General features: G+C 72.5%; 12 protein-coding genes. 11 read left to right on the top strand and 1 reads right to left on the bottom strand.

The annotated features are described in order from the left end of the window. Window positions 1-8: 8 nt before the first annotated feature. Window positions 9-1,337: an FAD-binding oxidoreductase gene (locus AB0N63_RS31600; protein ID WP_365534425.1), complete on the bottom strand. Its 1,329-nt coding sequence runs from the start codon at window positions 1,335-1,337 to the stop codon at window positions 9-11. Between the two features lie 264 nt (window positions 1,338-1,601). Between AB0N63_RS31600 and AB0N63_RS31595 the strand changes: the two genes are divergently transcribed. From AB0N63_RS31595 to AB0N63_RS31545, 11 genes are all read left to right on the top strand, one after another. Further along, complete coding sequence (locus AB0N63_RS31595; protein WP_365534423.1) at window positions 1,602-3,011, top strand: cytochrome P450; 1,410 nt, start codon at window positions 1,602-1,604, stop codon at window positions 3,009-3,011. Next, window positions 3,008-4,561, top strand: a complete 1,554-nt coding sequence (locus AB0N63_RS31590) for an FAD-dependent monooxygenase (RefSeq protein ID WP_365534420.1) — start codon at window positions 3,008-3,010, stop codon at window positions 4,559-4,561. Before AB0N63_RS31595 ends, AB0N63_RS31590 begins: the two co-directional genes overlap by 4 nt. Beyond that, window positions 4,558-6,087: an FAD-binding oxidoreductase gene (locus AB0N63_RS31585; RefSeq protein ID WP_365534418.1), complete on the top strand. Its 1,530-nt coding sequence runs from the start codon at window positions 4,558-4,560 to the stop codon at window positions 6,085-6,087. The genes AB0N63_RS31590 and AB0N63_RS31585 overlap by 4 nt, the downstream gene beginning before the upstream one ends. A 7-nt stretch (window positions 6,088-6,094) precedes the next feature. Further along, window positions 6,095-7,567 carry an MFS transporter gene (locus AB0N63_RS31580; protein WP_365534415.1) on the top strand — a complete coding sequence of 491 codons (1,473 nt, stop codon included), beginning with the start codon at window positions 6,095-6,097 and terminating at the stop codon, window positions 7,565-7,567. Window positions 7,568-7,742: 175 nt separating this feature from the next. Beyond that, complete coding sequence (locus AB0N63_RS31575) at window positions 7,743-9,182, top strand: FAD-binding oxidoreductase (protein ID WP_365534412.1); 1,440 nt, start codon at window positions 7,743-7,745, stop codon at window positions 9,180-9,182. Window positions 9,183-9,211: 29 nt separating this feature from the next. Then, window positions 9,212-9,664 (top strand): pyridoxamine 5'-phosphate oxidase family protein, encoded by a 453-nt coding sequence (locus AB0N63_RS31570; protein WP_365534410.1) that lies wholly within the window; start codon window positions 9,212-9,214, stop codon window positions 9,662-9,664. Window positions 9,665-9,778: 114 nt separating this feature from the next. Then, window positions 9,779-10,249: an ester cyclase gene (locus AB0N63_RS31565; protein WP_365534407.1), complete on the top strand. Its 471-nt coding sequence runs from the start codon at window positions 9,779-9,781 to the stop codon at window positions 10,247-10,249. 106 nt (window positions 10,250-10,355) lie between these two features. Then, the gene (locus AB0N63_RS31560; protein WP_365534405.1) at window positions 10,356-10,853 is read left to right on the top strand and encodes a pyridoxamine 5'-phosphate oxidase family protein; all 498 of its coding nucleotides are present in this window, start codon (window positions 10,356-10,358) and stop codon (window positions 10,851-10,853) included. Further along, entirely contained in the window at window positions 10,850-12,112 is a 1,263-nt protein-coding gene (locus AB0N63_RS31555; RefSeq protein ID WP_365534403.1) for a methyltransferase domain-containing protein, read from the top strand. The genes AB0N63_RS31560 and AB0N63_RS31555 overlap by 4 nt, the downstream gene beginning before the upstream one ends. A 216-nt stretch (window positions 12,113-12,328) precedes the next feature. Continuing rightward, the gene (locus AB0N63_RS31550) at window positions 12,329-13,381 is read left to right on the top strand and encodes a methyltransferase (protein WP_365534401.1); all 1,053 of its coding nucleotides are present in this window, start codon (window positions 12,329-12,331) and stop codon (window positions 13,379-13,381) included. Window positions 13,382-13,532: 151 nt separating this feature from the next. Next, a partial coding sequence (locus tag AB0N63_RS31545) for a condensation domain-containing protein (protein ID WP_365534398.1) occupies window positions 13,533-16,998 on the top strand: 3,466 nt, incomplete at its 3' end.

Below are 16,998 nucleotides of genomic sequence, written 5' to 3'. Positions count from 1 at the left end.
GTCGGGCGTCAGATCGCCTGCGGGAAATCGAAGAAGCGCTCCGCGTCGTACCGCTGCTTGACCCGCTGGAGCCGCGCCAGGTTCTCCCCGTAGTACGCCTGCCTCCAGTCGGCCAGCCGGGAGTCCATGAAGTTCTGGTAGCTGCGTCCCGACCACCAGCGGGACAGGGTGCCGAACGCCCCGTCGATCCAGGCACGGGCCGCCTGCGGTCCGTGCTCGGGGACGACCGGGTCCATGTCCGCCGAGTACCCGGCGTAGAAGCGGGACCCGCGGTGCACGAACGCCGTCGCGTCCGGGGCCACCCGGTTGCCCGCGCCGCCCAGCGCGATGAAGTTCAAATCCCGCCGCTGGCCCGCGAACGGACGGTCCGTCACCGCCGCCAGCAGTTCCTTCAGCCCCGCCGCGGGCACCACGGAGTCGAAGAACCCTCCGCGGCTGACCGAGAAGGCGTACCGCTCGATCTTCGCAGCCGGGTTGTGACCCACCAGATGGGCCTCGGCCGGGGTGAATCCGTCGCAGTCGAACCAGTCCATGATCGTGCCGCGGTAGTCGCGCACGGCCGACGACCACGACGCGGGCTCACGGCCCACCCGGTCCGTCAGTTCCCGCAACAGCCGCTCGCCAGCGTCCGGTTCGCCGTGCCAGACGCCCGCCACCGTGAGCTCCGGCGCCGATCCGCCGCCAGCGTCCTCGACCCCGATGTTGATCACCGAGGCCAGGTCGTCGGGCGCATCCGGGGCCCACCGCTGCCACGCGTCCACCACGGCTGTCGCGTCCTCCCACGGCCAGGTCAGCCGGTAGTCCAGCAGATCGCCCACGGGAACCGGCCGGAAGGCGAACGCCACGGCGATCCCGAAGTTGCCGCCGCCGCCTCCGCGCACCGCCCAGTACAGGTCCGGGTGATGGTGCTCGTCGCAGGTCACCGTCCGGCCGTCGGCCAGGACCAGCGTCGCGGAGAGCACGTGGTCGACGGTGAAGCCGTGCTTGCGGGTCTCCAGCCCGATACCGCCGCCGAGAGCCAGACCGCCCAGCGCCACCGTCGGGCACCAGCCGGTCGGCACCGCGAGCCCGTGCCGCAGTGTCGCGTCGTACAGGTCCACGAGCTGCACACCCGCCCCCGCGCGCACCACGTCACCGGCGACCTCGATCCGGTGCAGTCCCGACACGTCGATCACCATGCCGGCGCCGGTCGAGTAGCCGGCGAAGCTGTGGCCGCCGCTGCGGATCACGCACCGGATGCCGTGGGACCGCGCGAAGCCGACGGCCCCGGCGACGTCCTCGACACTCCGGCAGCGCACCACCGCCCGGGGGCGGATGTCGTCGAACTGCTTGAGCACGAGACCACGGGCCCCGTCGTATCCGTGATCGCCGGGGAGAAGGATTTCGCCTTCCATTCCGCGTCGCAGTGCGTCCCAATCGACATGTGCCGAATGCACGGCCCCACCCCTCGCTCGTCGGACGTCCGTCGAAGTGTCTCCAACATGGCAGCGTCCGAAGGGCTTGGAAAGCACGCGGTCAGGGATCTGTCAGAGCCGCGCCACCGGCCGTCGGCCGGCCTTAGCGTGCGACGGGTTCACCGATTTCGTGCCAGGGGAGGGGCCATGTCCGCAGTCGGCGTGGGAGCAGGACAGCGCCTCCCCGCCCCACCGCGCGTCCCGCTGGTGGGAGGGTGGCAGGCCCGCGGGCTCCGGATGCTCCAGGACCCGACCGAATACTTTCTGCGGCAGTACCGGAGATTCGGCGGGATAAGCGCCTGGGACGCCACCAGACCCCGACACGTCTTCGTCTTCTCCCCGGAATACCTCCGGCTGCTCTTCGCCGAACCGGAGGTGTTCGTCGTGGACGCCTTCCGGGAAGTCCGCATGCCGGCCGACTCCTCTTTCCTGCGGCTGAGCAACGGCCTGCTGCGGCTCAACGGGGACGCGCACCGCAGCCATCGCCGGGTCGTCCAGCACGGCCTGCACGCCCGCCGGGTCGTGCGCTACCGGGACACCATGGCGGAGCTGACCGAGCAGCTGCTCGCCGGCTGGCGCACCGGTCAGACGCGCCGGATCGACCAGGACATGGGACGGCTGGTCACCCGGACGGCGATGCGCACGATCCTCGGGGTGGACGCGCCCGCCGAGGCGGACCGCCTCCAGGGCCTCATCGACCGGCTCCTCGCCGTCGCCGCCTCGCCCGCCACCCTGCTGTTCCCTCACGACCTGCCCGGCACCACCTTCCGCACCGCGCTGCGCGTGTCCGAGCGGATCGAGGAGAGCCTGCGCGCGCTCATCGCCGAGAGGCGCACCGCGGCCGGCTCCGACGTCCTCTCCGAGATGATCGCGGCCCGCGACGAGAACGGCACGGCCCTGTCGGACGAGGAACTGGTCGCCGAGGCCTACACGTCCTTCTGCCACGACAGCAACATCTCCACCCTGACGTGGACCCTCTTCCTGCTCGACCGCCACCCCGACGTGCTGGACCGGCTCACCGCGGAACTGAGCGACACCCTCGGCGGCGCCGCGCCGACCGCCGACGACCTCGACCGGCTCGACTACCTCGACGCCGTGGTCAAGGAGGTCCTGCGGCTGCTGCCCCCGGCCCCCATGCTCCTCAGGTACACCGCCCGCGAGGCGGACCTCGGCCCCTACCGCCTGCCCTCCGGCGCCCTGCTCTTCTACAGCCCCTACGTCACGCACCGGCTGCCCGGACTCTACGACGACCCGCTGCGCTTCGACCCCGACCGGTGGCGGGACCTGAAGCCGACCGTCTACGAGTACCTGCCGTTCGGCGCCGGCGCCCACCACTGCCTCGGCAAGCACTTCGCCCTCCTGGAGATCAAGACCGTGCTCGCCCTCCTGCTCCAGCGGTTCCGCCCCGCGCTCGCCCCCGGCACACGTGTCGACCGCGCCATGCGGATCTCGTTCGTGCCCAAGCACGGCATGCCCATGGTGCTCCACCCCGTCGGCGCGCGCCCCGAGCCCGTCCCCGTACGCGGGAACATCACCGAGTCGGTGACGCTCGCATGAGCGCCGACGCCGCCGCGACCGTCACCGTGATCGGCGCCGGGCCGACCGGACTCGCCCTGGCCTGCGAACTGGCCGCCGCCGGCGTCCACTGCCGGGTGCTGGAGAAACGCCCCCGGCGCGTCGCCTGGTCGCGGGCGATGGGCCTGGAGCCGCGCACCCTGGAGATGTTCGACATGCGCGGCATGGCGGAGGCCTTCGTGGACCGCGGCCGCCCCTGGCGGCTCCAGCCGCTCGGCGACCGCACACACCACCTCGACTACGCACTGCTCGACACCTCCTTCCCCTACGTGCTGATCCTCTCCCAGCACCACACCGAGGAACTCCTGGAGAAGCGGGCCGTCGAACTCGGCGCGCAGATCGTCCGCGACGCCGAACTCACCGGCCTCACCCAGGACGACACCGGCGTCACCCTGGAGGTACAGGCACCCGGCGGTCGCCGGACCGAACGGGCCGCCTACGTGGTGGGCTGCGACGGCGTGCGCAGCGGCGTCCGCGAGCTGAGCGGCATCGGCTTCACCGGCCGCTCCTACCGCGAGTCGCTGGTGGTGGCCGACGTACGCCTCACCGCACCGCCCGCCCGCCTGGTGGACGCGCGGATCGCCCCCCGCGGCCTGGTCGCGGTCTTCCCACTGGACGACGGCGTCTTCCGGCTGGTCGTCCTCGACCGCGACCGGATGCGGCTGCCGCTCGAACAGCCGGTCACTCCCGATGAACTGACGGGCAGTGTGCTCGCCGTCCTCGGGGAGGACCTGGGCGTCGGCGAGGTGGTGTGGGCCTCCCGCTTCCGCAGCGACCAGCGCCTCGCCGACCGCTACCGCGCGGGCCGCGTCCTGCTCGCCGGAGACGCCGCCCATACCCATCTGCCCTCCGGCGGTCAGGGCCTCCAGATGGGCATCCAGGACGCCTTCAACCTCGGCTGGAAACTCGCCGCCGAGATCCAGGGCCGCGCCCCGGCCGGACTGCTGGACACCTACGAGGCCGAACGCGCCCCCGTCGCCCGGCGCGTGCTGCGCCAGACGGACCGCGCCTTCCGCTTCGAGACGTCGCGCTCGGCCCTCGCCAACGCCGCCCGCTGGGCCGGCATGCGCCTGATGCGCGTCCGCCCCCTGCAACGCCCCCTGATCGACGACCTCGCCGGACTGACCCTGCGCTACCGGCCCGCACCCGGGGCCCCGGCCGGCCGGCTGACCGGACGGCGTCTGCCGGACACACCCCTGTACGGCGCCGGGCCCTCCGTCACCCGTCTGTACGAGCAACTGCGCGACCAGCGCTTCCTCCTGGTCGACCAGAGCCCCGACGGCCGGGCCGCGGCCGTCGCCGAACACTGGGCCGGTCCCGTCCGCGCGGTACGCGCCCTGGCCGGCGGACGGCGCCGCTGGCCCACCGCACTGCTCCTGCGCCCGGACGGCCACGTGGCCTGGTCCGGCGACGGCGCCCGCCCCGAAGGCCTGCGCGACGCGCTGCACACCTGGGTGGGGAAGGCGCCACAGCGGCCCGCGCCCCGACTTCCCGAACGGACCATGGACGACGCGATGGAGGAAACAGCATGATCAGCCGGCGGAATGTGCTCCGGGCCGGAGCGGGACTGATGTCCGCGGGGGCCGTCGGACTGTCCCTCGCGCCGTCCTGGGCGGCCGAGACGGGCCGGGTGGCCCGGGTGCCGTGGAACCGGCTGGAGTGCAGACTGCGCGGCACTCTGGTGCTGCCCACCGATCCCGACTACCCGCGGGCCAGACACCTGGCCCTGCTCCAGTTCGACGCGGTCAGCCCGCAGGCCATCGCCTACTGCGCGACCGAGAACGACATCCGCGAGTGCGTCCTCTTCGCCCGCCGGTACGCCCTTCCGGTGACCCCGCGCAGCGGCGGCCACAACCTGGCGGGCTGGTCGACCACCACCGGCCTCGTCATCGACCTCTCCCGGATCGCCCATGTGACACCCGGCGCCGACACCGTCCGCGTCGGACCCGGCGCGCAGGCCGTGGACATCCTGGCAGCGCTCGCCCCGCACGGCATGCAGATCCCGGCCGGACTGTGCGCCACCGTCTGCCCCGGCGGGTTCGTCACCGGCGGCGGCATCGGCATGACCACACGGGCGGGCGGACTCGGCGCCGACCGGCTGGTGTCCGCGCGGGTCGTGCTCGCCGACGGGACGGTCGTGCACTGCTCGAAGGACCGCCACAGCGAACTGTTCTGGGCGCTGCGCGGAGGCGGCGGCGGGAACTTCGGCATCGTCAGCGAGTTCGAGATGCGCCCCACCCGCATCCAGCGGGTCGCCGGGTACAACCTCGCCTGGCCCTGGGACCGTGCCGCCGACGTCACCCGCGCCTGGCAGGAGTGGACGGCGAACGGTCCGGACGCCCTCGGCGGCACCCTGGACCTGCTCCTGACCGACGCCGCCGAGGGCGTCCGGCCGCTCGCCCTCGTCGGCGGCTTCCTGGCCGGTCCGCGCACCGAGCTGGAGACCCTGCTGGACCAGCTCTGCTCCCTCGTCGGGTCCGCCCCCACCTCCCGCGAGACCCGCGAACAGAGCTACCAGGCCGAGATGATGAGCCTGTGGGGCTGCTCGGGCACGGCCGCGGAATGCCACCTGGAGGGTGACAACCCCGCCGCCACCGTGCCACGGCACGAGGTGATCGTCGCCACCGGCCGCCTGCTGGCGGACCCCCTCGGCGCCACCGACACCGACGCAGCCCTCGCCGCGCTGGAGGGCGGCAGGCACGCGGGCCAGTTCCACAACCTGTCCATGTACGCGCTCGGCGGCGCCGCTGGCCGGGTGCGCCCCGACGAGACCGCCTTCGTGCACCGGTCGGCCCGGTTCTTCACCGGATACTCGGCCGGGTTCCTGCACGCCGAGGACTTCCAGGCCGGCCGTGCCGCGGCGGAGCGCTGGGTCGACGACGGCATGCTCGTCATCGACCCGCACCGCAGCGGGCCGGCCTACATCAACTTCCCCGACCTGAAGCTGCCGAACTGGCAGACGTCCTACTACGGCGCGAACTACCCGCGCCTGCGCAGGGTCAAGCGCCACTATGATCCCGATGCCTTCTTCCACCGGCCGCAGAGCATCGAACTGTGAGAGACCGGTGACCCGAAAGGAGAACACTGTGTCAACGAAGGCGCCGGGACCCGCACGACTCGGGCAGCGCGCGACCCTCTTAGTCCTGAGCATCACCCAGCTGATGGTGACCGTCGACGTCACCGTCGTGACCATCGCCTACCCGCACATCCAGGCCAGCCTGGACATCGACCCCGTCCAGCTCCAATGGGTGACCACCGCCTACACCGTCGCCTTCGGCGGCTTCCTGCTGCTCGCCGGACGCGCCGCGGACCTCCTCGGCAAGCGGCGGATCTTCCTGGCCGGCCTCACCCTGTTCACCCTGGCGTCGGCGCTGTGCGCGGCCGGGCAGAGCGGCTGGCAGCTGTTCGCCGCGCGCGGCCTCCAGGGCCTCGGCGCGGCACTGGTCGTCCCGTCCTCGCTCGCCCTGCTCACCACCACCTTCGCAGAGGGCCGCGAACGCAACCGCGCGATGGCGATCTGGGGGTCGGTCGCCTCACTGGGCGCCGTCACCGGCTACGCCCTCGGCGGAGTCGTCACTGACACACTCGGCTGGCGCTGGGCCTTCCTGCTGAACGTGCCGATCGGCGTGGTCTGCCTGGTGCTGACCCGCCGACTGGCGCCGGAACAGCGGCCGCCGGAGCGGCAGCGACTGGACCTCGCGGGCGCGGTCACCCTCACCGCCGGCATGATCCTCCTCATCCTGGCCGTCACCTCGGCGAAAGCCAACGGCACCGGGCCGGCGCTGCTCGTCGCGGCGGCGGGTGTGATCCTGCTGATCGTCTTCACGGTCGTGGAACGCCGCCAGAGCGCCCCGCTCGTCCGGCTCGGCATCTTCCGCAACCGCAACGTCGTCGCCGGCAACGTGATCAGCGTCATCAACGCGGCCTCGCCCGCGGCGGTCATCTTCTTCACCTCGCTCTACCTCCAGAACATCCTGGAGCTGAGCCCGTGGCAGGCCGGTCTGTCCTTCGCGCCGGTGACCGTGCTCAGCGCCGTACTGGCCCGGCAGACCGGCCCGTTGATGAACAAGGTCGGGCCGAAGGCCCTGCTGGTCGCGGGCGGGATCAGCGCGTCGATCGGCGCCCTGTGGCTCAGCCGCGCGCCGCTGGACGGCAGTTACGCCGTCGACGTGCTGCCCGGCATCATCCTCACCAGCCTCGGCTCGGTCACCGCCTTCGCCCCGTCCATGATCGTGTCGACCTCGGGGGTCGACCCGTCCGAACAGGGCCTGGCCTCCGGTCTGGTGAGCACCTCCCAGCAGGTGGGCATCACCCTCGGACTCGCGGCGTTCGTCACGGTCGCGGCCACCGTCACCGGCGACGGCCACACCGGGGGTGCCGACCTCCTGTCCGGCTACCACGCCGGATACCGGGGCGCGGTCGTCATGCCGCTGGTGTCCGTCGCCGTCGCGGCGCTGGCGGTCCGCATCCGGAAGCCGGCCGAGACCGCACCGGCCGAGCCCGAGGACATCGGCGAGGCGCAGGGGGCCTCCTCCTGACCCGAGGCGTCCTCCAGGCAACCGCCGGACCCGGTCCGGCGGTTCCTTCACGCCCGGGCGCCTGTCGGTCTTCTGTCGGAGTCGCGCCGCGGCGCACCGCCCGTTCCTAGGGTGCCGTACGAGGACGGCCGGAGGAACGGCCGCCGCGAGCGCCGGACGAAGGGCGGGGAACAGGGTGCGCACCACGATGTCGCGGGCTTGGACGGGGCTGCGCTCGCATCTGTCCGGCCGTCTCGTCCTGCCGCACGACGAGGGCTACCGGCAGGCCGCCCGCGTCGCCCTCGGTCAGTACGACCACATCCGCCCGGCGGCCGTCGCCCACTGCGCGACGGTGGACGACGTGCGCACCTGCCTGCTGTTCGCCCGTGAGCACGGCATCCACGCCACCCCGCGCAGCGGCGGCCACAGCCTGGCGGGCTGGTCGACCACCGAAGGACTGGTGGTCGACGTCTCGCGGATCGACCACGTGCGGATCGGCCCGGACACGGTGCGCGTCGGCCCGGGCCTCCAGGCCGTCGACGCCATCGCCGCACTCGCCCCGCACGGACTCCAGATCGCGGCCGGCTCCGACGCCTCGGTCGGCCTGGCCGGCTACTGCCTCGGCGGCGGGACCGGCTGGCAGACCCGCGCGTTCGGTCTCGGCAGCGACCGGATGGTCTCGGCCGAGGTGGTGCTCGCCGACGGCCGGATGCTGCGCTGCGACGCGGACACCCACCCGGACCTGTTCTGGGCGCTGCGCGGTGGCGGCGGGGGCAACTTCGGGATCGTCACCGAACTCGAGATACGCCCCAACCCGGTTCCCCGCGTCGTCTGTTACGAGCTGTCCTGGCCGTGGGAGCATGCCGCCGGGGTGGTCGAGGCCTGGCAGCGGTGGACCGTGCACGGACCGGACCGGCTGGCGTCCACGCTGGTGGCCCTGTCACTGGACGCGGGGGAGGGCGGGCCGCCGCAACTCCTGGTGCAGGGCGGGTATCTGGGGCCGGTCGGGGAGTTCGAGCGGGAGCTGGCCGCGCTGATCTCCGCGGCCGGACGGCCGCCCGCCTCGACGGCGTACGAGGAACTGCCGTACCGGGCGGCGATGATGCGGCAGTTCGGCTGCGAGGGCTGGACGACCGCACAGGCCCATCTGACCGGCCACAACCCGGAGGCGGCCATACCCCGGCACGCCTTCGCGCGGGACCGCAGCCGGATGCTCGTCGCCCCGCTGACCGGCGGCGCGGTGAGCGAGGCGCTGGAAGTCCTGGAGGAGGACAGCCCGCCGGGGTTCTTCCGGGCCCTCACCTTCCGGGCGCTGGGCGGCGCCGCCAACGTCCCCGCACCCGAGGACACCGCCTACCCGCACCGCGACGCCCTCTTCCACGCCGGGTACGCGGCGGGCTTCCTCGACTCCGCGAGCCCCGCCGAGACGACGGCCGCCGCACTCGCCTGGGTGCACCGCGGATTCGCCGTCATCGACCCGCATTCAAACGGCCATTCGTATGTGAATTTCCCCGACCCGGACCTGCCCGACCCGCACCGGAGCTACTACGGCTCGAATTACCCGCGGCTGCGCGACGTGCGACGCCGCTACGACCCGGAACGTTTCTTCCGGTATCCGCAGAGCATCGGCGACTGACGCCCGCCCGGCTGTGGCATGATCCCGGCATGATGTGGTGGCACGAAGTGAGGGCCCGGGAACCGGAGTTCGCGGCACGGGTCCGTCAGCGTTTCCAGAAGACCAAGCAGTGCACGCTCGCGACGATCAGAAAGAGCGGCGCCCCGCGGATCAGCGCCACCGAGCTGGATTTCGCCGAGGACGAACTCTGGCTCGGCTGCATCGCCGGCTCCGTGAAAGCCGAGGACCTGCGCCGCGATCCGCGACTGGCCCTGCACTGCGGCACCATCGACATCCCCGAAACCCACCAGGGCGCATGGGTCGGTGACGCCAAACTCGCCGGTGTCGCCCACGAGTTCACCGACCCCGGCCGGCCCGGCGGAAGTCACCGGTTCCGTATCGCCGTCACCGAGATCACGTATCTCACGATCGCCCCCACCGAGGACCATCTCGTCCTGGAGACCTGGCACCCGGACCGCGGACTGCGCCGCCGCCGAAGGTGATACGGAAAAGACCGACAGAATTCCGACCGATTCCTTGGAGCGGCAATTACCGCTGGCTAGATTGGATTTGAATCGGGCAACCCCCTTGCCTGCTGTTCCCGAGGAGGATCCTGCATGTCGCGGGAAGTCGCACAGGAGCTCTACCTTCGCTGGCTCCAGGACGTGTGGGGCGGGGACGCCCCGACCATCAGGAAATCGATCGAGGAACTCGTCACCCCTGATTTCGTCGGGCACTGGCCCGAGCGCGAGGTGAACGGCGCCGAGGAACTCACCGAATGGTGGACCAAGGGCGTCTCGTTCTTCGACGACCTGACGGCGACCCTCGTCCTGGGGCCCGTCATCGACGGCGACCTGATCGCGGCGCGCTGGCTCATGAGCGGCCGCTACGCCGGCGGTCTGCCCGACGTCGGCGCTCCCCTCGGCAAGCTCATACGGGTCTACCACACCGACATCCTGCGCCTGCGGGACGGCAAGGTCGCCGAACTGTGGGCCAACTCCGACCAGGTCGAGGGCCTCAAGCAGCTGGAGGCCGCCGGCTACAACGGCTGCCAGTGGTTCCTCCAGGAGAACGCGGCCGGGTCCTGATCCGGGCTTCCGGGGCCGGCGGTGGCGTTCCCGCGCCGCCTTCCGGTCCCCCCCCGGCTCCCACCCGCTCCACCGCCCGTGCCCGTCCGCAGCCCTGGGAGAGCGCATGCCCGCCAGTCTTCCCGAGGAAGTCACCCGCGTATTCGAGAAAGCGTTGTCCTGTGAACTGTCCACCATCGGAAAGAACGGCGGGCCGGTCACCTTCCCGGTGATGGCCATGTGGCGGCCGGAGAACACCGAGTTCCACCTCGTCACCGGGATCGGACTGCCGAAGAAGATCTACAACATGCGGCGGGACGAGCGGGTCTCCCTGCTCTTCTCCGAATTCGCCGGCAGCGGACTGCACGCGCCCCCGGAGGTCCTCGTGCAGGGCCGCGCGACGGTCGGCGAGGAAGTCCTGGGGGTGAGCGGACTGGAGGACTTCTGGGAGGAGTTCTTCCGGCGCAAGCCCTACGCCATCGAAGCCCTGGCGCTCAGCCCTGACGCCCACGCGTCGATCTCGCCGGCCTTCATGTGGCGCGTGCGGATCACGGTGACCCCCGAACGCGTCTTCACCCTGCGGCACGACCCGAACGGCGACCAGCGACTGGAGCGAGTCCGGTGAACCTGTGGGACGAGATCGACGGACACCTGCACCTCTTCGCCCGCCCGGTGCTGAGCTTCCGGGACCCGGACGGATTCCCCTTCAGCATCCGGACGTACGCCCGCCAGGAGCGCGCCCGCGACCTCTTCCACGTCCGGATGCCCGACGGCGTGCCCGCCGTCGCCGGACCGGCCTGGCTGCTCTGGCACACCCACGACGACAACTTCGACGTCCAGCACACCCTGGCCGTCAGCGGCGACCTGGTGAGCGAGGACGACGGCTGGGCTTTCCGCCCCGCCCGCGTGATCTCCCGGATGCACGGGGACGTGACCGAGGTGGAGCGGGCGGCCGCACGCTACCTCGCCGACCGGGGCCTGAGCGTGCCCGACGTCTTCCCCTGGCCCGCGCTCGAACCCATCGCGCGCAAGGTCCGACGGGACCTGTCCGGCGGCAGGCGGACCGGCGACGGCGACGAGGGCGGCGACGAGGACTGGGCCGGCTCCTACACCGAGGTGTCCCGGGCCCTGGAATCGACCCTCCACCACGGCTACTGGAAGGACCTCCCGCCGAACGCCCCGATCACCGAGGCGGCCGACCGGATGACCGACCTGCTCATCGGCCGGATCGGCGCCCGGCCCAGGGAGCGGGTGCTCGACCTCGGGTGCGGGATCGGCGCCCCCGGCATCCGGCTGGCCAAGGCGAGCGGGGCGGCCGTGGTCGGGGTGTCCATCACCGAGTCGGAGATCGAGCTCGCCAACGCCGCCGCGGCCGCCGAAGGCCTCGCCGACCGGGTCTCCTTCCGCTACGGCAACGTCATGGCGCTGCCCTTCCCCGACGACTCCTTCGACGCGGTCTGCTCGATGGAGTTCCTCTACCAGATACCGGACCGGCCGCTCGCGCTGCGCGAGATCAGCCGGGTGCTGAAACCCGGCGGACGCTTCGAGGGCTCCGACTTCTATCTCCGTGAGCCGGTGCCCCGGCACAAGGAACCGATCCTGGCCGACCTGCGCCGCATCGCCCTGGTGGAGACCCTCACCGACCTCGACGCCTACCTGGCGGAACTGAGGGCGGCCGGCATCGAACCGGCCGGCACCGAGGACATCAGCCCCCACGTCTGGCCCACCCGGGCCCGTTACGCCCGGCTGCTCAGGGCGTCGCGGGACGCCCTCGCCCCCGTCATGGGCGAGAAGGAACTCGACGAGGTCATCGCGGTCACCGAACAGGCCGACGATCTCCAGGAGATGGGATTCCTGCTGATATCCGGCCGCAAAGCCCGCTGATCCGGCGCGCAGTTGATGTTCTGCCGGGCGTGCCGGCTTTCTCGCCGGCTGCCCCGGGAGGGCCCGTCACTTCCGTGACGGGCCCTCCTTTCCATTTCCCGCGGATTATCGGTCGCCTTTCTGTCCGCGCTCCCCGCGGGCGCCGCTTTGCCCGCCACCATTCCAGGAGAAAGGCAACGGCCCCTTCGGGAACGGCCCGACATTTGGAGGCAGCGGATGACGGAACAGCAGTCTGTGGACCAGGATCTGGCCAATGAGGTCGCCAAGATCTCCAGCCTGATGGGGCCGTGGGCCGTCCGGGTCGCCTCGACCCTCCGGCTGCCGGACCACATCGCCGCCGGCACCACCAAGGTGTCCGAACTCGCCCAGCTCACCGGCAGCGACCCCGACGTCCTCGGCCGCCTGCTGCGCTACCTCTCCGTGCTCGGCGTCTTCCGCGAGGAGGCCCCCGGCGAGTACCAGGTGACCGAGCTGGGCGAGTTCTTCCGCGACGACCACCCCATGAAGCTGCGTCGCTTCCTCGACCAGAACGGCTTCGGAGCCAAGCTGGACGCCGTCACCGCCCGCCTGGAACAGGGCGTGCGCACCGGGAGGACCGTCTACGAGGACGTGTTCGGCCGGCGGTTCTGGGAGGACCAGGACGACTACCCCGACCCCGAGCTGTCCTTCAACACGCTCATGGCGGACCACACCCGCTGGTTCGGCCCCGACATCCGCGACTCCTTCGACTGGGGCGCGCACAAGCTCATCGTGGACGTCGGCGGCGGCACCGGAGCCGGCACCCTGCTGCACGAACTCCTCACGCACGTCCCCGACATGCGCGGCATCCTGGTCGAGGACCCGCGCGAGACCGCGATCTCGGCCGCCGGCTCCCTCGGCCCCATCGGCGACCGCTGCACCCTCGTCCAGCAGAGCCTGTTCGACCCCATGCCGCAGGGCGGCGACGTCTACGTCCTCACCAACATCCTGCGCAACTGGAACCAGCAGGACGCGATCCGCATCCTGCGCCGGTGCGCCGAGGCCGCCGGCCCCGACGGCGACGTCCTCGTCCTCGAACGCATCCTCTCCGCCGAGGACCAGCACCAGATCCACGTCGCCGACGCCAACCTGCGCATCCTGCTGCTGCTCGGCGGCAAGGAGCGCACCCTCGAGGAGTTCCGCGAGCTCGGGCGCGCGGCGGGCCTGGACCTGACCGCCACCACGCCCACCGGCTACTCCCACATGTACCTGATCCGGTACTCCGCTGCCGGCCGTGGCCACCAGGCGTGAGACCGCGGCGCGGCTCGCCGGCCGGGTCCTCCGGTACGCGAGCCGCCATCCGGGACTGCTCCCGCTGATCCGGCCCGGCGCGCTCGTCCGGCAGGTGAGCCGCGCCGTCCTCCGTGACGGACAACGACTGGAACGTTCCTGAGAGGTTGACGTGCTGACGTTCTCCGAACTGCTGCAGGAGCGGGCGCGCACCCGCCCGGCCGACGAGGCGTTCACCTTCCACCGGGCCGCCGGCGCCACCGGCGAGCCGGACGCACACCGGACGGACTACGCCGGACTCGACCGGGCGGCGCGCGCGGTCGCACAGCAGCTCGGGGACGCCCGCGGGGAACGGGCCCTGCTCCTCTACCCGCCCGGCCCCGAGTACGTCGCCGCCTTCTTCGGCTGCCTGTACGCCGGGGTGCTCGCGGTGCCCGTCTACCCGCCGGACCTCGCCCGCTGGGAGCGGTCGCTCGGCCGGATCCGCGCCATCGCCCGGGACTCCGGGGCCCGGCTGGCGCTGACCACCCGGGACCTCGTCGCCGACGTCCGCACGCTCAGCCGGGACTTCCCCGAGCTGCGGGAACTGTCCTGGCTGGGCACCGCCGACGCCGACGAGGCCGAAAACTCCCCGGACCTCTCCTGGACCCCGGTGGACGTACGGCCGGACGAGCCGGCGTTCCTCCAGTACACCTCGGGCTCCACCGCGGACCCCAAGGGCGTCGTCCTGACCCACGCCAACCTGCTCCACAACACCGCCGCCATCGCCGACGCCTTCGCCCTGCACGCGGGCAGCCGCGGAGCGATCTGGCTGCCGCCGTACCACGACATGGGACTCATCGGCGGCATCCTCGCTCCCGTCCGCTGCGGTTTCCCCGTCGGCCTCATGTCCCCGCAGGACTTCCTCCAGGACCCCGTCAGCTGGCTGAAGCTGATCTCCGACACCCAGGCCACGTGCAGCGGCGGTCCGAACTTCGCCTACGAGCTGTGCGTCCGCCGCACCACCCCCGAACAGCGCGCGCACCTGGACCTCAGCACCTGGGAACTCGCCTTCTGCGGCGCCGAACCCATCCGCCCCGGCACCATCGACGCCTTCCTCCGCGCCTTCGAACCGTCCGGCCTGCGCCGCAGCGCCTTCTACCCCTGCTACGGACTGGCCGAGAGCACCCTGATCGTGGCGGGCCCCGCCCAGGGCGCGAAGCGCTCCCCGGCCCTCTTCGACCGCGCCGCCCTGACCGGGAACGAGGCGGTCAGGGTTCAGCCGGAACCGATGGCGGCGAGCGGCCCCGGACCGCTCGAACTGGTCGGCGTCGGCGCCCCGGTGCCGGGACTCGACGTGGCCGTCGTGGACCCCGGGACCGGTGCCGCACTGCCGGACGGACGGGTGGGCGAGATCTGGGTGAGCGGCGACAGCGTCGCCCGCGGCTACTGGAACGCCCCCGAGGCAACCGAACGCACCTTCGGCGCCGCGCTGCCCGACCGGCCGGGTGTGCGCTGGCTGCGCACCGGCGACCTGGGCTTCCGCTCGGACGGGGAGCTGTTCGTCTCCGGCCGCCGCAAGGACGTCCTGATCGTGCGCGGGCGCAACCACTTCCCGCAGGAGGTCGAACAGAGCGCCGAGTCCGCCCACCCCGGGCTGCGTCCCGGTTGCAGCGCCGCCGTCCAGACCGCGGACGGCCGTGTCGTCCTGGTCGCCGAGGTCCGCCCGGCGGTCACCCCCGCAGACGCCCCGGCGCTCGTCGACGCCGTCCGCGCGGCCGTCACCGCCGCCTGCGGACTCGCCCTGGACGAGGTCGCCCTGGTGGAGCGCGGCTCGGTGCCCAAGACCTCCAGCGGAAAGATCCAGCGCAGCGCCACCCGGGAGGCCTACGAGCAAGGCACGCTGCCCCGGCTCCTGCCCGCGGCCGACCGCCCCCGCCCCGCCGAGGACGGCGTGCGGGGCCGGCTGACGGCGCTGATCACCGAACTCGGCGGGGTCGCACCCGCCGGGGACGCGGACGGCGGACTGGTCGAGCACGGGCTCGACTCGCTGGCCGTCGTCGCCTTCCGGCAACGGCTGGAGAGCGACCTCGGCGTACGCGTCCCGCTCGGCGACCTGATGGCCTGCACCAGCCTCAAGACCCTCGCGGACCGGGTGGAGAACGCCGAACGCACACCCGCGACGGACAGCGCGCCGCGCCCCGGCGACGCCACCGAGGCCGGGCGGCCCCCGTCCGCCGCCGTCACCCACGGCGAGCGCGCGCTCTGGCTGCTCGACCGGCTCCACCCCGGCGACCCCGCCCACACCATCGCCCGCGCCGTCCGGCTGCGCGGTCCGCTCGACCCGGAGGCCGTACGGCACGCCCTCCAGCGGCTGACCGACCGCCACGAGGCCCTGCGCACCGTGTTCGACACGGTCGACGGCGAACCGGTACGCGTCGTCCGCCCGCACCAGGACCTGGCCTGGACGACCGCTGCCGGCGGACCCGGGGAACAGGCCCGGTTCCTGCAGCGGCAGACCACGGCCCCCTTCGACCTGGCCCGCGGACCGCTGCTGCGCGCCGCCCTGTTCGAGGAGACGCCCGACAGCCGCGTCCTGCTGATCGCGGTGCACCACATCGTCGCCGACCACTGGTCGCTGAGCCTGCTCACCGACGAACTGGCGGAACTCCTGGCCGCCGCCCGCCACGGCCGGGAACCCGCCCTCGCCCCCGCCACCCCGCACAGCCGCCACACCGCGCACGAGCGGGACTACCTCGACAGCCCCGCCGCCGAGGACGACTGGGGCTACTGGCGGCGGCAGCTGGCCGGCACCCTGCCGGAACTGCGCTTCCCGGCCGAAGCCGCGCCCGAGGACCGCGCGGACGCCGACGGCAGGGCGGACACCGGCCCGGTGCACGAGGTGGAGCTGCCCGCGCGCCTCACCGCCGACATCGAGCGATGCGCCCGCGACCACGGAGCGACCGTCTTCGCCACCCTGCTCGCCGCCTTCTGCGCGCTCCTGCACCGCACCACCGGCATGGACGACCTCGTCGTCGGCACCCATGTCGCCGACCGCACCTGGCCGGGCGCCGACACGGCCGTCGGCTACAGCCTCAACACCGTCCCGCTGCGCGTCGGCCTCGCGGACGACCCCTCCTTCCGCACCCTGCTCCGGCGCACCGCGGGCGTGGTGACCGAGGCGCTGGAACACCACCGCTTCCCCTTCGGCCTGATGGTCGGACGCCTCGCCCCCGAGCGCAGGCCGGGCCGCACACCGCTGGTCCAGGTCTCCTTCGGGATGTACCGCGGCGGCAGCCGCGCCGGCGCCGACCTGGCCCCGGCAGCCCTCAACGTCCCCGGCCCGCTGACCCCGTGGGCGGATCACGACGCCGAGACGGTACCCGTGACGCCCGCGCCGGCGCCGTTCGGACTCTCCCTCACCATGGCCAAGGTCGGCGACCGCCTGCGCGGCACGTTCGCCTACGACCACACCCAGGTGACCCGCACGACCGTGGCGCGCCTCGCCGAACAGTTCACCCACCTGCTCCGGCACGCCGTGGCCGCCCCCGACTCCAGCACATCCGACCTGTCCCTTCTGGGTGGGGGGGAGAGTGGTGTGGTGGTGGCTGGTGGTCGGGGTGTGGTGGTGCCGGTGGGTGGGGTGTCGGTGCATGGGG

It is taken from the genome of Streptomyces sp. NPDC093260, assembly GCF_040683715.1.
Classification (GTDB): Bacteria; Actinomycetota; Actinomycetes; order Streptomycetales; family Streptomycetaceae; genus Streptomyces; species Streptomyces sennicomposti.
Note: the sequence above shows the minus strand (reverse complement) of the source record. Positions and strands in the feature narration are given on the sequence as shown.